We start from the raw sequence: 16,973 nt of genomic DNA, 5'->3' as shown, positions 1-16,973 counted from the left end.
CCACAGAAGTTGCGCAGCCACACTAGCCGAGAGGTCGCCTAGGGGAGCCGCTAAGTAAGTAACTGCTTACATGGTACACACAGCGCCACGCTGCTCAGCCAGAAAGAACCGTAAGGACAAATTGGAACCGAAATAGGAATCGGGCAGGCCTCCGGCTGCCCACGCTTCCAGGTCCCGAACCATCCAGCCTGAAGCAAGCCGGCGGCTTACGGCACGACCCGCAGCGGAGCCGTGACGCTCCCCAGCCGCCCGGTGAGGTTGTCGCGCACCACCAGACGCACGGCGTACTCGCCGGGCTTCAGGTCGAGATCGCTCACGTAAGTCAACCCGAAATTCTGGATCTGCTGCTGCGCCTGCGGCTTGAGTTGCGACTTGATATTTTTCGAGGATTGCCCCGCTACCTCGCGGTTTCCACCAAGGGCGGTCGCAATCACATCCAAGTCCAGAGTGTTGCGGTCCGTGCCGATGAGGTCGGAGGAAGGGGGGATATACACCTCGAAGCGCACATGGCGCTTATCGCCGCGGGGGACCGTATCCATCCATTTCAGGTTGACGGGCAAAGCCGTGTATTCGAAGGGAGAGGCGAGCGCCGTGCTTTCATCCTGCTGCTTGGCGGACGCAGAACCCTCCTGTGCCGGCTTGTCCAGAAAGAAGCCGTTGCGGGCGTGCACCGTGGCGTCTTGGTGGTGGACGCTCACCTTCAGCTTGTGCCATCCCGGCTTGGCGTGGCTGCGGTCGAGGTAGTAGCTGAGCATGTAGTAGCGTGAGGAGTCGGCGGCCGCGTCGTCCAGCACGCGAGGAATGTCGTTGCGGTTGTAGTAGGCCCTGCCACCGGTCAAGTTGGCTATGTAATTCATGGCCTCATGCGCGTCCTCGATGTGCACGACCCCGACTTGCAGGGACTGGCTGCGGCGAGCGATGCCGCTGGGCGAACCATCCATGGATTCGGCCATGGTTAGCTGCTGCTGCATTCCTGGGTCTTTATAGCGGGCGGAGTACATGGAAGATGGCACCACGCCGCGCACATCCACCGGATACACCGCCACGTTGGCGTCGGCCAGCGCTTTCATGGTGCGCTCGTACTCCTCGACGCCCAGCTTGCCCAAGGCCATCACCCCCTGCCCGGATATGAACGGGATGTTGCCGGTGAGCCACACCAGCACCTTGCGTCCGGGAACGCCGGCCACCCAGGCCCCAATCTGGCGCAGGGCTTCCAGCGCGCTCGCAATGTTCTGATCATTGCGAGCCGCCGTCGCTGCCAGATAAGCCTGCGACATTTGCGCGCGCTGGCCGGCGATGAAGTTGGCCATGGTGCCGGCCTCTGTCTGGGTCACAGCTTGCAGGTCCTGCAGCGCAGTCTGCTGCGCTTCCAGAGTGCCTTGGGTCGCCGGCGTGCTGGTCACTGCCGTGACCTTCTGCAGTGCGGCGCTGAGCACCGTGGGCGACGTGGTAAAGGCGTGCAGCAACCGGACCTGCCCCGGTTCAATCGTCACCAGGCCCATAGTCACATTCGGGCTCATGTGCGAGGCGACGAAGCTCAACATCGCCCGCCGCCCCATTTCGGTATCCACAAACGGCGCGTTCAACAAGTCCACGGCGAAGATCAGGATTGTCTTCGGCTGCGATGACCTCGCCACCTGGTTGGTGAACAAGACGCCGCGCTTTACGTCGGCCGCAAGTTCGGGCGGGGGCGCTGCCGGCGAGGAGTCGCTAGCGACTTCTTCGACCGAGGCAAGATTCTGTTTTGCGCCGTCGTCCTGCAAAGTGAAATCGGCGGCTGATAAACCCGATACGTGCTTTCCTTGCTTGTCGTGGACCACCACTGGCACCAGGACCAGGTCGGTACGGCTCTTAAAGGTCGCCGTCGGCGAGGAAGTCTGGGCCACGGCGGCCACAACCAATGACATCATGAGAACGGGAACAACAAGCCGCATGGAATGCATGCCAACCTCCACTACCTTGCGCATGCATACTACACGAACGTGGTAGGATTCGTGTGCCCAACGGCTGCCGCCGAGTTAGAATCGGGGTGCGGAGGTGCCCGATGCGCGCCGACAGAATTGTAGTCCTCGTTCTGTTGATCCTTGTCTCGGCAATTCCCGGAGTTGCCCAACGCTCTGGTGTTCCTTTAAGCGTGTACGCTCGCAGGTTTGACCTTCCAGCCAAGCCGGACACGCCGCGAATCCAGTTCCAATGGTCGCAGGATCCGACGTTCGCCACTCAACCGCATCCCAAGATGCGCAAGTTTGCTGTGCCATTCGTTGGGTTGCGGCGGGGCCGACCGGTACCTGCTGAGGTCGAAGACAACGTCTGCTACACCGTGAGCAGCTATCGGCACGCACGTGAGAGCCGCAATTCGGATGTCACCGTGCCGGTGGGATACACCACCTGCACGCCACGATCGAAGTTCCAGGTGAAGAACGCCGCGCCCATACCGTAGCCCTCCCGCGGCTTCGATGAACATTCTTGTTGTGACACGGGTCACACGCAAGCATGACGCATGAACTAGCGTGGCATCCGCCCCGCTGTTAGTGTGCACCTACAACTGAATGCGTGCGCGACGTTGCCATCCTCACCCCACATACTACGTCGCGCACGCTTAATTTTTTGCGCCAGGGAAGTCGCCGCGGCCGGCCGCCCTTGCAGGGTCGCCGAAACGCCGCCGGGGTCTGTGGATTTCCTCAAGGTGATTTTCCCGCCCGCTCGCGCTACACTGTGCGCAGCTTCCGTTTCCCATCCCATTCCATTACCTGCCAGGGCGTGTGCCGACAGGAGGTCAGTGTGTCAGACCAGAAATACCGACAGCCCGGCTACAAGGACCGCGGCGGCGACAAGCCGGAATCGCGCGGCCCGCGCCAGCCACCACGCCTGAAGAAGGACGAGACCTTCGGCCCGCGCGCGCTCAACATGCCGGGAACGCGCACCGTGTCCCGCTGCGCCCAGTGCGGAACTGTGCTGACCATGGTGACCGATCCGGTGGGACAGTGTCCCAAGTGCGGCTTCGAACTGCACTCCTGCAAACAGTGCGCGCACTTCGATCCCGCCAGCCGCTTCGAGTGCCGCCAGCCGGTCACGGAGCGCGTCTCGCGCAAGGACACACGCAACGCGTGCAAGTTCTTCGGCCTGCGCGAAACGGTGGAAAAGGAAACCTCGAGCGCCGGCATGCGCGCCGACGATGCGCGCAAGGCGTTCGAGAATCTGTTCAAAAAGTAGGTACGACGCGTTCGAGGGCGAACGCGCTCCAACCCTGTCAATCCCCGAAGCAAACGCCGACGGCCTTGGCGACTCTCACCAGCTCGCCCTGGGGATCGACCCGCTTCATGGCGCCGATCGCCTCGGCGATGTCCACGGTCTCGATGCGCGCCCCGCGCAGGGCGACCATCTTTCCGAAATCGCCGCGCGCGATCAATTCCACCGCCTCGGCGCCGAAGCGCGTGCTCAGGATGCGGTCGAAGGGTGACGGCGACCCGCCGCGCTGCACGTGGCCGAGCACGGTGACGCGCACGTCCTTCCGGGTGCACATGCCGAGCGCGTCGCCGATCAGGTTGCCGGCCGCTCCGGCGCGCGGATACCTCCGCTTCTCCTCTTCGAAGCGCGCCTTCAGGTCAGAGCCGGGCTTGATTCCTTCGGCGACCACCACGATGGTGAACTTCTTCCCGCCGGCGTCGCGATTGAGGATGAACTGGCAGACATTGCGGATGTCGAACGGGATTTCGGGGATGAGGATGACGTGCGCGCCGCCGGCCAGGCCTGCTTCCAGGGCGATCCACCCGGCGTCGCGGCCCATGACTTCGACCACCATGACGCGATGGTGCGATTCCGCGGTGCTGAACAGTTTGTCAATCGCGTCGGTGCAGGTGTGGAGAGCGGTGTCGAAGCCGAACGTGACGTCGGTGGCGCAGAGATCGTTGTCAATGGTCTTGGGCACGCCGACCACGTTCAGCCCCTGGCGGAACAATTGCAGGCCGATCGCCTGCGTGCCGTCGCCGCCGATGACGATGATGGCGTCAATGCCGAGCTTGCGCGCGTTCTCGATGACCTTCGGCGCCAGGTCAAGCACTACCTCCTGCCCGTTCTCGACCGACTTGTACTTGAAGGGATTGCCGCGGTTGGTGGTGCCCAGGATGGTACCACCGCGCGGCAGGATGCCGCTGACGCTTTCCATGGTGAGCTCGCGCGAGCGCTCCGGCCAGATCAGGCCGTCGAAGCCGTCGGTGATGCCGATGACGCGCCAGCCGTGTTGCAGGATGGCGCTGCGCGTGGCCGCGCGGATGACCGCGTTCAGGCCAGGACAATCGCCGCCGCCGGTGGAGATGCCAATCGTCTTGATGTCGGTCATTGGAGCAGTTTCTCAGTAGTTCAGTATGTCAGTTGCTCAATCGGAGGATTAGGGAACTGGCAATTGTACTGGGCGACTGGCGAACTGACGCACTGGACTACTGAGACACCGGCGAACTGAATTACTGACAAACTGCCCTACTGCGTGGTCACGACGGAATTCGGGTTCGTTCCCGCGGTCGCCGTGCCCACCGACGACAGGGAATTGCTGCTGTTGACGGTGAAGACGGAGACCGAATTTCCGCTGAAGTTGGCAACGTAAACGAACGCGCCGGAGGGATCCACGGTCACGTCCACGGGCGCGCTGCCGACCGAAAACGGCGAGCCCGACATCGCGGTCAGCGAGCCGTCGGCGTTGATGACATAGCCGGAAAGATTGCTCGAGCCGTTGTTGGCGGCGAACAGGAACTTGCCGTTGGCGCCGGCCGCCACCGCCACCGGATTGGTGCCGGCGGGGATGATGGTCGAAGTGATCAGCATCAGGTCACCGGAGCTGGCGTTCACCGCATAATTGCAGATGCCGGTCGAGCCGTCGGCGACGAAGACGAAGCGGGAGCTGGCATCGAGCGCAACGGCGTCAGAGGCGGCACAGGGCGCGGCCGGGACGGTGCGCACCACTGCCAGTGTCCCGTTGCTGTTGATCTTGAAGATTTCCGTTCCCCCCGTTCCCAGCGCCACGTAAAGAAAGCGGCCTAAAGGATCGACGGTCGCGCGCAGCGGCGTGGCGGTGACGGGGAAGGTGGAGCTGAACCCGGTCAGGGCGCCCGTGCTCGAGTTGATGGCGAAGCCCGAGATGTCGTTGGAACCGCCGTTCACGACGTAAACGAAACGGCCGCCAGGATCCACGGCCACCCATACCGGCGTGGTACCGGTGGTGAAGGGCGACCCGCTGACAGCTACCAGCGTGCCGTCGGCGCGGGTGATGGTGAAGGCGGAAACGCCACCGCCCTGGTTGGCGGCGTAGACGAAATTTCCGGCCGAATTAGCGCCTGCCGCCACCGTACCGGTGCCCGCGGCAAAGGGCGATCCGCTCACCGCAGTCAAGGCGCCGGTTCCGCTGTTGATTGTGTAGGCGGACACACTGCCCGCCCCGCCGGCGTTGAAATTGGCGGCGTAGGCAAACTTGGGCACTGCCCCGGTGGGGTTAGTTGGAGTGGGGGTCGAGTTGACGGTCACCCAGAATTCGTGGCCGCCGCAGCCGGCCCACATGAACAGCGCTGCGCACAAAGCGAGGGGGAGACTACGCGTGATTTTCATTGCAACACTCGCTAGAAGTCTAACAAAACCCCGACCGCGCGCCGCTGTTGCGCCGGATTTCGTACCCGCATAGTTAAGCCGTCTGCCTTAATTCCGGGCCCTGCCTAGGATGGTTTTCCTCCGCCGCTTGGAACCAGGGTTGACGGCGGTGGTATTCTTGACCGCCAGGTCCACAATTCGCTAGTCTTCACCGCCTGCACTGCAAGTCGTTGCGGCAATCGTGAGGGCCCATGAATCCACTCTCCCTCATCATCGAGGCCGAGTTCGAAGCCTTCGTTGACGCCATACCGGACGCGGTGGCGATCGTGGACGAGCGCGGACGGATCGTCCTGGCCAATGCGCAAATCGAGGAGCTGTTCGGGTATGCCGCAACGGAGTTGACGGGACAGCCGATTGAGATTTTAATTCCCGAGCGCTTCCGCCAGAACCATCCTCATCACAGGAAATCGTTCGAGCATAATCCGCGGGCAAGGCCCATGGGCACCGGCCTTGATTTGTACGGGCTGAGGAAGAACCGCACCGAGTTCCCGGTCGAGATCAGCCTCAGTCCGCTGAAGACGCGGACCAGTTCGATGGTGATCGCGGCCATTCGAGACGTGACCGAGCGCAAAGAGCGCGAGGAAGCGCTGTGGAAGCTGAACCGGAGCCTGGAGGCGGAAAAGGCCTATCGCTCGCTGGTGGAACACGCACCCTACGGAATTTACCGTTCCGAGGTGGAGGACGATCACTTCCTGGCGGTGAATCCGGCGCTGATGCTCATGCTGGGTTACGAACATGAACACGAACTGCTGCGCCTGAGCATTGGCGACGACGTGTATCGCGATCCCGCCGACCGCCTCGCCCACCTGGAGTTGACCCGCCAACAACGCCACTTCCAGGGCCTGGAAGTGGAGTGGAAGCGCAAGGACGGCAGCCCTCTGTTTGTCAGACTGTCAGGCCGGCGAGGAAGCGAGGAATCCGGCCCCGAGTACATGGATGTGGTGGCGGAAGACGTCACCCAGCGGCGCAAGCTCGAAGAACAGTTCCAGAAAGCGCAACGGCTCGAAGCCGTCGCCCGCCTGGCGGGGGGCGTAGCCCACGACTTCAACAACCTTCTGGGCGTGATCACCGGCTACGCTTACATGTTGCTCACGGATAACCCTGCGGGTCCGGCCCGGGAGAGGATTGATGGCATCCTGCAGGCAGCCGGCAGCGCGGCGACGCTGACTCGCGACCTGCTGGCGGTCAGCCGCAGCCAGGTGCTGCAACCGACCGTCCTGGACTTGAATGCGGTGGTGAAAGAAACCGAGAAGATCCTGGTGCGCGTTCTCGGCGAGGACATACGCCTGCGCATCGAGTTGGATCCCCGGTTGGGCCGGGCCAAGCTGGATCGCACGCAGATCGAGCAAGTGCTGTTGAACCTGGTCATCAACGCACGCGACGCCATGCCGGCCGGCGGTGAAATCCGCATTCAGACCGGCAATGCCCACCTGGACGAAATTTACTGCAAGGCCCATGCCGGTGTGCAACCGGGAGAGTACGTGGTGCTCGGGGTGGTGGATACCGGCAAAGGCATGGACCAGGCGACGCAGGCGCGCGTCTTCGAACCTTTCTTTACTACCAAGTCTCCGGACAAGGGGACCGGCCTCGGCCTGGCCAGCGTCTACGGCATCGTTCACCAGAGTGGCGGCCACATCTGGCTGTACAGCGAGCCGGGAATCGGCACGACTTTCAAGATCTACTTCCCGCGGGTTTACGACCGCGCCGAGGCAGCCGCCGCACGACGCTCCCCGGCCACATTTCACGGCAGCGAGACCGTTCTGCTGGTCGAGGACCACGCGCTGCTGCGCAAGGTCACAACCGAGATGATCCGCGGCATGGGCTACACGGTGCTGGTGGCCGACGGACCGGATGCCGCCATCGAGATCGCACGCAAGCATGAAATCGATCTCCTGGTGAGCGACGTGGTGATGCCGGACATGAATGGGCTGACGCTGCGGGACAAGATCGTGTCTATGCGCCCGCAGATCAGGACGCTGCTGATGTCGGGATACTCCGGCGACGTGATCTCTCAATATGGCGACATCGGCGCTGGCACCGGCCTGCTGGCCAAACCGTTTACCGCTGAAGCCCTGGGCGCACAGATGCGGGCACTGCTGGAGCAGAAATAGAGGCGCGGGGATCGGCAGGTGCTCAAGATCACACAGAGCTGTGCGAAATAACCCACCTGGATGTGACAAGGTGCCGGCAGGAACTTCCGCGAACGCCCAGCCGCGAAGGCCGGTTTAACGTGTAACTGGCTTGTTTTGTGACGCCCAGGAGTTCCCCCTCCGGTTGTTTTTCAGATTGCCGAGGCATGGCCTCCCAAGTGCACTTCTCTCCTAGCGAGGGGTGAGGACATGGCCATTGCAACCGTTACCAAAACCACCGCGACCGTAAACAAGACGACCAACACGCTTCGCGACATCTTCCGCGACATGCCGGCAAAGTTAGTCAATGAGCTGGAAAGCCTGGAGTTCACCACCAGCTATCCAAGCGAGGCTGTGCTGTTCGTCGAAGAACAGCTTCCCCGCGGCGTGTTCATGGTGCTGCGCGGGCGGGTGAAGCTTTCTGTCTGCTCCCGCGATGGCAAGACGCTGATACTGCGGATTGCCGAGGCGGGCGAGGTGCTGGGCATCGGCGCATCGGTGGCAGGTCACGCCTATGAAGCGACGGCGGAAACCCTGGAAGCCTCCGAGATCAGCTTTGTGAAGCGAGCCGACATCTTGCGCCTGATGCATGAGCACAACGAACTGGCGCTGTGGCTGGCGGAGAACTTGAGCCGCGAATACAGCTTCACCTGCCGCGAGGTGCGCAACCTGATGCTGGCCGAGTCAGCCAGGGGAAAACTGGCGCGCTTCCTGGTGGAGAATCTCGACAAGAACGGCAGTCCCAAACAGCCCGACCGCATGAAGCTGGGTCTGACTCACGAGGAGATGGCGCAGATGATCGGGTCCTCGCGCGAGACGGTCACGCGCACCCTGGCGGCATTCAAGAGGGGGCACCTGGTAGAACAGAATGGCGCCACCTTCATCATCCACGATCGCCTGGCGCTGGAATCCATGGTCGCGGCTTGAGGGAATGCCCCTAACCGCCGGCGATGGCGCCAATGACCAGAAAAGGCTCTTTGCCGCTCGCGATCGCGGCGGGCAGCGGGGCGTCTGGCGACTCATGGGACAAGTCCTCCTCGCAGGCGAAGAACCGCAAGAACGGACGGCGCTCTTGGGTGACGTGGTCGCGGATGGTTCCGCGCAACATCGGATAGCGGGCCTCGAGCGCGTCCAGCACCGAGCGCTGCGTGGCCTGCCCTTGTATTTCCAGCTTCACTTCTCCGTCAACATGCGCCAGCGTCCGCAGGTGCGCCGGGAGTACGACGCGGATCATGGCAGCGTCTGGACCTCGACCGACAACACGGCCGGAAGATCCCGGACAATGGGCGCCCAACTGTCACCGGCATCGGCGGAGGCGTACACCTGCCCGCCGGTGGTGCCGAAATAGATGCCGCACCTGTCGAGCGAATCGACGGCCATGGCGTCGCGCAGCACGTTCACATAACAATCGCTTTGCGGCAGACCTTTGGCGAGCGCCTCCCATTCGTTTCCGCCGGTGCGGCTGCGGTAGACGCGCAGTTTGCCATCCGGGACAAAGTGTTCCGAGTCACTCTTGATGGGGATGACGTAGATGGTCTCCGGCTCGTGCGCGTGCACGTCAATGACGAACCCGAAGTCGGTGGGCAGGTTCCCGCTGATTTCATGCCACAAGTCGCCGGCATTGTCGCTGCGCATGACGTCCCAGTGCTTTTGCATAAAAAGCGTGTTGGGACGGGAGCGATGCAGGGCGATGCGGTGAACGCAGTGGCCGACCTCGGCATTCGGATCGGGAATATATTGCGATCGCAGTCCCTGGTTGATGGGCTTCCAGGTCTTGCCGCCATCGTCGGTGCGGAAAGCGCCCGCCGACGAGATAGCGATGAAGATCCGTTGTGGGTTGCTGGGATCGAGCAGGATGGTGTGCAGGCACATGCCGCCTGCGCCCGGCTGCCAGCGGGGACCGGTGCCGTGGCCGCGCAGTCCAGCGAGTTCGTGCCAGCTTTGTCCTCCGTCGGAGGAGCGGAACAACGCTGCGTCCTCGACGCCCGCGTACACCGTGTCGGGATCGGTCAGCGACGGCTCCAGGTGCCAGACTCGTTTGAACTCCCAGGGTTTCTGCGTGCCGTCGTAAAACTGGTGCGTGGCGAGGGGCTTGCCGGTTTCGGGAGAACTGTCGTAGACGAACTTATTGCTGACCTTGGGCATCTCGCCCGGCTTCGGTATCGCTTCGCCGCCGGGCGTCTCCCAGGTTTTGCCGCCATCGTTGGAGCGCTGGATCACCTGCCCGAACCAGCCGCTGGATTGCGAGGCATACAGCCGGTTGGGATCGGCGGGCGATCCCTTGACGTGGTAAATCTCCCAGCCCGCAAAATGCGGGCCGCTGACTTCCCATTTCGCACGTTTCGCGTCCGACGAAAGCACGAACGCGCCCTTGCGGGTGCCTACCAGTACACGTACCTTGCTCATCCCTCACCCCTTTCAGCATCGCGTATTTTACGGCATCGAAGACCACGATGCTGCCGGCGCCAAGACGTTTTTTCGCCTTAGCGCTTCTTGGCGTTAGCTAGCTGCTCGGATTGCGCGCAGTCGGAAGATGGAGTAGGTTCAATCGCCCGGGTGGCAGAAAGGCTAGTTGACTTTGCCTTTGGCGCGGGCGATGCGCTGGTCAATCGGCTTGCGGCCGGCGAAGCCTTCCTCGGTGCCATGCCAATGGGTGATGCGCTCCTCCCCGAGTTTCCAGCACAGCAGGATGGTTTCGCCTTCCACCACACAGGGAAAATCGAGCAGGCCGGTATCCATGTCTTTCACCTGGACGCCGGTAGCCTCAATCTCAGCCAGGCAATCCTTGAGGTGTTGCAGCGCTTTATCGGACTGGGCGCGGCGGCGGCCGTACTTGACGACGTCGATCTCCGAGCCGCCGGCGAGGAAAATGCGATGGTTCAGTTCCTGGAATTCGGCCTCGATCTCCTCGACCTGCTTTTTGGCTTCCATGCCGCGGCGCAGCAGGGATTCCAGCACCGGCAGGAGGGCGTGCGCTTCGTCCAGACTGAAAGTTCGTTTGGCCACGGGTCAATAGCTTACCACCACGCGAACTAGTTGCCAGTTGTCAGCCTGAGACCTGAGCTTTTGACAACGACAAAAATGCCCGGCGATCTTCTGCCGGGCTTGGACACCGATGTGCAATGCTTCAGTTACTTCCCTGGCTGGGAGCTGACTGCAAATTCGCTTTTTGTAGAGGAGCTTGCTGCGCCGGCGAGACCGTGGTCCGCAGCGACAGTTGCCCCAGACGGCAGAAGTTGATCGCCTCGGCCAGCACCCGCGTGGACTCCTGCGGCGCGTGGAAGCCCATCGAGTTCTCCGACATGGCAAAGTCGAGATAGAAGCTCGCCTTGCGTTGATAATCGCGCGCCTTCTCCAGTTCCGCATCGCTGGCGCCGTTCTTCTTGGCCGCACTGATGTCGCGGATCAGGTCCATCAGTGCGTCCATGGTCACATTGCGCTCGGTGAAGAAGCGGGTCTGGATCTCCTCCACGCGCGCCTTGATTTCCTTCTCGTCCCAGTGATGGCAGCTCTGGCAGGCGCGGTTGATGTTCAGCAACGGGCTGCGCACGTGATGGTCACTGATCTTCAGCGCGCCCTCGCGCCGGTACGGCATGTGGCAATCGGCGCACGCCACGTTCGATCGGGCGTGGATACCCTGGCTCCACAACTCGAACTCCGGATGCTGCGCCTTGAACTTCTCGTCGTCGTAGAACTGGACGATCTTCTCCACCGCCACGCCCTTCGACCACGGGAAGGTCAGCCGTTTTTCCTGTCCCTTGAAGTAGTACTCGACGTGGCACTGCGCGCACACGTAGGTGCGCAATTCCTGCACGTTGGCCTGCTTGTTGACGTCGTAGTCGGGCACGCCCTGCGAAGCCTTCAGCGCCCGGATGCCCTCAATGAACGCCGGCCGCGAGATGCGCAACTGCATGGTGTTCGGCTCGTGGCAATCAATGCACGCCACCGGATGCTTGACCAGCTTCACGGCCTCGGCGTAAGGCATGTGGTTGATCTTGTCGAAGCCCTTGGTAATGTCGCCTTCGCCCTGCTCCAGGTACACCTTGTACAGCGAGGCGTGGCAGTTCAGGCACGTGCCCGGCTGCTTGGCGAACTTTTGCCGCCCGGTGTAAGTCTGGTCCGCCAGCATCCATTCGTGCCCGCGGCGCTCGCGATAATCCGCCGAAAACGCGTATCCCGCCCACATCACCTTCAGCCGCGGGTCCTTCACCAGGTTGGAGCGCGATACCGTCGGCCGCGGATCTTCCGGCGTCGGCGAGCGCAGTTCCGCCTCGTCGCCACCGAACTTTGTCGCCGCCTCCTGCTTGGTCTGCAGGTAGAGGCCGTACTGCATGGGGAAGTTCGTGCCCCACTTCGCCGGGTCGTCGATTTTGTCGCTCAACTCCACCGTCTTGAAGAACGGGTGCTTCGCCTCCTGCCGGTGCTCGAAAATGTTCACCAGCAGCCCGGTCGCAGCGAGGGCGGCGATCGCCGCCAGCACAACCGTGATCGTCAGCAGCCGCTTGTTGATGAGCGCTTCTTTTTCATTGCTCATGGCAGGTTCCCTTCAAGAGAAGTGTTGGTGGAAGCCACCGCTTCCGAATGTCCGCTGGAGGCATGGCAGCGGATGCAGCTCATCTGCGCCGCTTCCCGATGCGTGCCCTCCACCGCGGCCACCACGTCCTGGTGACAATTGCGGCAGGCCTCTTCCGTCACGCGGTGGTTGCGATTCTTGATCTGGATGGAATCCGGGAATCGTCCCGACGTGAATGCCAGCGAGTGGAAGAATCCGTTCGAGGTCTTGGTGGCGTACTTGGCCAGCAGGCCGGGCGGGGTGTGGCAGTCGTTACATTTCGCGGCCGCGTGATGGCTGCCTTTCTGCCACCCGCTGTAATACTCCTTCATCACGTGACAGTTGGTGCACGCCGCGGGATTGTTGGAAAGATAGGAGTAGCCGCGAGCGTAAATGAAGGTATAAGACCCAACTCCCAGCGCTGCGCCCAGCAGGATGCCCAGCGCGATCGTGGCAGTCTTCGCTCTCATGTGCCGGCCCCGCAGAGCAACCGATGTGGCGCGGGCCCCTTGCCCGCGAACACACCCGCTCGCTACGGCGATTTTCGGTCCGCACCGCCCCACCCGCAGTGACCTGCATCACCCCGTCATGGAATCTCCAATACGCCTTCCTGTGATGGAAAAAGTGGGTGTGATCCGCATCACGATTGCCTGTGCGGAAATCTCAGTGAAGAACCGGCCACCAGACGCTAGCCACCGTTAAACTGCGCCGGCACGCGGATCTTCACCACCAGCCCGCCACCCGGCGCATTGGCCGCCTCGATGGTTCCGCCATGCAGCCGGACGGCGCGGTCTGTAATGGCCAAGCCAAGTCCAACCCCGCCGGTTTCGCGCTCGCGCGCGTCGGCGACGCGGTAAAAGGGACGGAACAGATTTTGCAGCTCCGTATCCGGTACGCCCGGACCGTGATCGCGCACCGTGATCTCGGCGCTCGATTCCCGGTTGGCGAGGGTGATCTCCACGTCGCTCCCGGCGGTGTTGTAACGCACCGCATTGCGCACCACGTTTTCCACGGCGCTGCGCAGCAATTCCGGACTGCCCACGGCCGTGCACTTGATGTCGCCCACCACGCGCACCGCGCAGTTCCGCTCCTGCGCCTCGAATTGAGCGTCCTCCGCCACTTCCTTCACGATCTCGTCCAACCGCACCCGCGACTGTTCCGGCGGCCCGGCCGCGCCCTGCATGCGCGCCAGCGAGAGCAGCTTGCCGATCATCTCGTTCAGCCGTTCGGCTTCGCGTTCAATCCGGTCCAGCGACGAGGTGGCTTCGGCGCCCGCCCGCTGCCGCGCCAGGCCAAGCGCCACATTGAGCCGCGCCAGCGGCGACCGCAACTCGTGCGAGATGTCGCTGATCAGGTGCCGCTGGCTGGTCATCAGCAGCTCAATCCGGTCCGCCATCTGGTTGAAGTCGTGCACCAGTTCGCCCAGCTCGTCGCGGCGCCGCTCCAACTTCGCCGGCGCGCGGGCACTCAAGTCGCCAGACGAGAGCGCGTGTGTCGCCTGCCGCAGCCGCAGGATGGGACGCGTCAGGTACAGGGTCAGCAGGTAACAGATCAATCCTGAAAGCAGAATGGCGGCGGCCCACTGCTCGATCTGCGCCCGCGCCAGCCGGCGCACGGCCCCCACCGGCCCGCGCGGCATCTCCGCCACCAGGATGTAAACCCGCCCCGAGGGTCCGGTGGTGCGTTGCGCCGCCAAGGCCGTCGAGCCCTGGATGGTGAACGCCGGCTCGCCGCCTAGTCCGGCATGCGGCGCCAGGTCGCGCATACTCTTCGACGATTTGCCCGCGATCGGCTGCCCGTTTTCGTCGAACAGCGCTGCCCGTATGTGCGACGATGCCTCCAGACGCTGGAAATAATTATTCAGCGCCACCATCCCGTAGCGGTCCAACTCCTCCGCCGCCGATTGCGCATAGAGCGCCGCCGCATCGCTGGTGGCGCCGCGCCAGCGCGATACGATCACCTCCGGCTGGATGCCCCAGGTGTAGATCAGCACCGCGCCGACCACCACCAGCGTCATCCAGAAGATGAGGAAAATCTTGAGAAAAAGGCTGCGCACTTAGCGGTCTCCCTCGCTGGGCCGCGTGTACACGTAGCCGACGCCGCGAATGGTCTTGATCCGCTCGGTCCCGTCGCTCTCGCCCAGTTTCTTCCGCAGCTTGCTGACGTGCATGTCAATGCTGCGGTCGTACGGCATGAATTTACGTCCGAGAACGGATTGCGCCAACTGGTCGCGCGTGACCACCTGCCCCGACGCCCGCATCAAAGCTTCCAGCATCCCAAACTCCACCGAAGTCAGCTCAACCGGCTCTCCGGCGCGGCGGACCATGCGCGCCGCGGGGTCCAGTTCCACGTCGCCTACCGTGATTTTCTCCAGCGGCGGTGACGCCGGTTGCTGCGTCCGCCGCAGGATCGCCCGGATCCTCGCCACCAGCTCGCGCGGGTTGAACGGCTTCGGCAGGTAATCATCGGCGCCGATCTCCAGGCCGACAATGCGGTCCACGTCATCGCCCCTCGCCGTCAGGATCAGCACCGGAACCCGCGACTCCGGCCGCAGCCGCCGCAGCACCTCCAGCCCGCTCATGCCCGGCAGCATCACGTCCAGCACCACCAAGACATGCTCGCCCGAGAGCGCCCGTTTCAGGCCCTCTTCGCCGTTGTGCACGGCGTCCACTTCAAAGCCCTCCGGCGTCAGGTATTCCGCCACCAGCTCGCAGAGTTCCACGTCGTCGTCAATAATCAGCACGCGTTCCATATCTGCCCTTGCCGTCTTCGATTCAGCTAACTACCAACGCGAAGTCCTAGCTACTGCCTTTACAAACTTTTACTCGCCTTGACGCACTCTTTACCTTTCCAACCCGCGTGTCGAGTTTAACTTGTTAGCAAGCAGCGGCGCTCGCCCAAGACCCGGGCGCCTGTACCAGCGGCTGGATGGTGCCTCCTATACCAGTTGCTGACCATGCGGATTGGCCGGCCCCCAGTTGCTCCTCCGAACGGGCGAATCGGGGCCGCCCTTCCGCTATTCTTAGTCTCTCGGTCGATCGGTCTGTCGGTCGCTCAGCACAACCGATACCCGCAACGGATCGACCGATAGACAGACAGACCGATCGACCTCCTGTAATTACAAACTTTTACTCCCGCGTGACCGACTCTTTACCCCTGCCCGGTTCCGATCCGTGTTCCATCTAGTGAGCATGCGGAGAACTTATATGAAACACCTCAAGAACAAATGGACGGTCATCGCGGCGCTGGTCATCGCGGTCGGCGTGTTTGCGGCGTTCGATTTCGGACGTACGCCGTCGCCGCAGTATTTCACTGCCAGTGTCGAGCGCGGCGACATTCACGACGTCGTCGAAGCCACCGGCACCATCAACGCCGTCACCACCGTGCAGGTCGGGTCGCAGGTTTCCGGGACGATCGCGAAGCTGGCCGCCGACTTCAACTCGCACGTGAAGAACAACCAGGTGATCGCGGAGATCGATCCCTCGCTCTTCCGCGGCGCGCTGCTGCAGGCGCAGGCCGATCTCCAGGATGCTCGGGCAAACCTCGCCGCCGCCAAAGCGAACCTGGTGAAGGCGCAGGCCACCGCCGAGCAGACCGCCGCCGACTACCAGCGCAATGCCGCGCTGGCCAAGGAAGGCGTGGTGGCGCAGCAGCAACTCGACCTGGCCAAGGCCAATGCGGATACCGCGCAGGCCGCGGTCAGCGCCGCCCAGGCACAGGTCACGCAGGCCGGGGCGCAGGTGGCGCAAAAAGCCGCCGCCGTCTCGGTGGCGCAGACCAACCTGGATCACACCATCATTCGTTCCCCGATTGACGGCACCGTGGTAGCGCGCAACATTGATGTCGGCCAGACCGTCGCCGCTTCATTACAGGCCCCGACGCTGTTCAACATCGCGCAGGACCTCACGAAAATGCAGGTCTATGCCGCCACCGACGAGAGCGACGTCGGGCAGATCAAGGTCGGCCAGCCGATCACCTTCAAGGTGGATGCCTTTCCGCGCGACACCTTCCACGGCGTGGTTTCCCAGATTCGCATGAACGCCACGACCGTGCAAAACGTGGTGACTTACAACACCATCATTGATTTCGACAACCCCGACACCAAGCTGTTTCCGGGCATGACCGCCTACGTGACGATTCCGGTGGCCAGTGCGACCAACGTGGTGAAGGTCCCCAACGGCGCGCTCCGCTTCCAGCCTGGCCTGAACGCCGACCAGATGGCCGCGCTCGAGCAGCAAGCCGGCATTACGCCGAAAGCTTCCGCGCGTCAGGGCAAGGGACAGGGCGCCGGTAAAGCTGCCAGCGCAAGCGGTCCATCGCAACCGCGTCCGGCAGCGCCGGACACTGCGATCGTGTGGAAGCTCACGGCCGACAAGCAGCTCACACCGGTGCAGATCGCGACCGGCATCACCGACCACACTTTCACCGAGGTCGTGCAGGTCCTGCACGGCTCGATCAGTCAGGGCGAGCAGCTGGTGGTCGGCAGCGCGACGACCTCCAAGCCGTCGAGCGCAAGCAGCGGTTCCGCCCCTGGCATGGGGAGCGCACCGCGCGTGGGCGGAAGGTAAACACGGTCGTTGGTTGATGGTCGTTGGCCAAAACGGAACCGCGAACGAGCAATGACAAATGACTAACGGCGTACAACCGATAACCGATAA

The 16,973-nt window shown here is 62.9% G+C and carries 15 protein-coding genes; 5 read left to right on the top strand and 10 right to left on the bottom strand.

Annotated features, from left to right (window positions below; all coding sequences use genetic code 11):
• Window positions 1-206: 206 nt before the first annotated feature.
• Window positions 207-1,967: a VWA domain-containing protein gene (locus LAN70_04405; GenBank protein MBZ5510392.1), complete on the bottom strand. Its 1,761-nt coding sequence runs from the start codon at window positions 1,965-1,967 to the stop codon at window positions 207-209.
• A gap of 77 nt (window positions 1,968-2,044) precedes the next feature.
• Between LAN70_04405 and LAN70_04400 the strand changes: the two genes are divergently transcribed.
• Window positions 2,045-2,440, top strand: coding sequence for a hypothetical protein (locus LAN70_04400; GenBank protein MBZ5510391.1), 396 nt, complete (start codon window positions 2,045-2,047; stop codon window positions 2,438-2,440).
• A 341-nt stretch (window positions 2,441-2,781) separates the two neighbouring features.
• Window positions 2,782-3,213, top strand: coding sequence for a hypothetical protein (locus tag LAN70_04395; protein MBZ5510390.1), 432 nt, complete (start codon window positions 2,782-2,784; stop codon window positions 3,211-3,213).
• Between the two features lie 37 nt (window positions 3,214-3,250).
• Here the strand turns inward: LAN70_04395 and LAN70_04390 are convergent, their stop codons facing one another.
• Window positions 3,251-4,339, bottom strand: coding sequence for a 6-phosphofructokinase (locus LAN70_04390; protein MBZ5510389.1), 1,089 nt, complete (start codon window positions 4,337-4,339; stop codon window positions 3,251-3,253).
• 137 nt (window positions 4,340-4,476) lie between these two features.
• Window positions 4,477-5,595, bottom strand: a complete 1,119-nt coding sequence (locus LAN70_04385) for a lactonase family protein (GenBank protein MBZ5510388.1) — start codon at window positions 5,593-5,595, stop codon at window positions 4,477-4,479.
• Between the two features lie 230 nt (window positions 5,596-5,825).
• Between LAN70_04385 and LAN70_04380 the strand changes: the two genes are divergently transcribed.
• Together LAN70_04380 and LAN70_04375 are read left to right on the top strand one after the other, a co-directional pair.
• Complete coding sequence (locus LAN70_04380; protein ID MBZ5510387.1) at window positions 5,826-7,745, top strand: PAS domain S-box protein; 1,920 nt, start codon at window positions 5,826-5,828, stop codon at window positions 7,743-7,745.
• 228 nt (window positions 7,746-7,973) lie between these two features.
• Entirely contained in the window at window positions 7,974-8,690 is a 717-nt protein-coding gene (locus LAN70_04375) for a Crp/Fnr family transcriptional regulator (protein ID MBZ5510386.1), read from the top strand.
• Window positions 8,691-8,700: 10 nt separating this feature from the next.
• On the opposite strand, the gene LAN70_04370 is transcribed toward LAN70_04375, so the two are convergent.
• The 7 genes from LAN70_04370 to LAN70_04340 form a co-directional block, all read right to left on the bottom strand.
• Complete coding sequence (locus tag LAN70_04370; protein MBZ5510385.1) at window positions 8,701-8,997, bottom strand: MoaD/ThiS family protein; 297 nt, start codon at window positions 8,995-8,997, stop codon at window positions 8,701-8,703.
• On the bottom strand, window positions 8,994-10,169 hold the full coding sequence (locus tag LAN70_04365) for an exo-alpha-sialidase (protein MBZ5510384.1): 1,176 nt from the start codon (window positions 10,167-10,169) through the stop codon (window positions 8,994-8,996). The genes LAN70_04370 and LAN70_04365 overlap by 4 nt, the downstream gene beginning before the upstream one ends.
• Window positions 10,170-10,331: 162 nt before the next feature.
• Window positions 10,332-10,769: a DUF2203 domain-containing protein gene (locus LAN70_04360; protein MBZ5510383.1), complete on the bottom strand. Its 438-nt coding sequence runs from the start codon at window positions 10,767-10,769 to the stop codon at window positions 10,332-10,334.
• 121 nt (window positions 10,770-10,890) lie between these two features.
• On the bottom strand, window positions 10,891-12,297 hold the full coding sequence (locus LAN70_04355; GenBank protein MBZ5510382.1) for an ammonia-forming cytochrome c nitrite reductase subunit c552: 1,407 nt from the start codon (window positions 12,295-12,297) through the stop codon (window positions 10,891-10,893).
• Window positions 12,294-12,785: a cytochrome c nitrite reductase small subunit gene (gene nrfH / locus LAN70_04350; protein ID MBZ5510381.1), complete on the bottom strand. Its 492-nt coding sequence runs from the start codon at window positions 12,783-12,785 to the stop codon at window positions 12,294-12,296. The genes LAN70_04355 and nrfH overlap by 4 nt, the downstream gene beginning before the upstream one ends.
• Window positions 12,786-13,003: 218 nt before the next feature.
• Window positions 13,004-14,371, bottom strand: coding sequence for a HAMP domain-containing protein (locus LAN70_04345; protein MBZ5510380.1), 1,368 nt, complete (start codon window positions 14,369-14,371; stop codon window positions 13,004-13,006).
• A complete protein-coding gene (locus tag LAN70_04340; GenBank protein MBZ5510379.1) occupies window positions 14,372-15,067 on the bottom strand; it encodes a response regulator transcription factor in 696 nt (231 codons plus the stop codon).
• A gap of 454 nt (window positions 15,068-15,521) precedes the next feature.
• On the opposite strand from LAN70_04340, the gene LAN70_04335 reads away from it, so the two are divergent.
• Window positions 15,522-16,883, top strand: a complete 1,362-nt coding sequence (locus LAN70_04335) for an efflux RND transporter periplasmic adaptor subunit (protein ID MBZ5510378.1) — start codon at window positions 15,522-15,524, stop codon at window positions 16,881-16,883.
• Window positions 16,884-16,973: the final 90 nt, after the last annotated feature.

This window comes from Terriglobia bacterium (assembly GCA_020072845.1).
Lineage (GTDB): Bacteria > Acidobacteriota > Terriglobia > Terriglobales > Acidobacteriaceae > JAIQGF01.
This window is presented reverse-complemented; position numbering and strand designations above follow the sequence as displayed.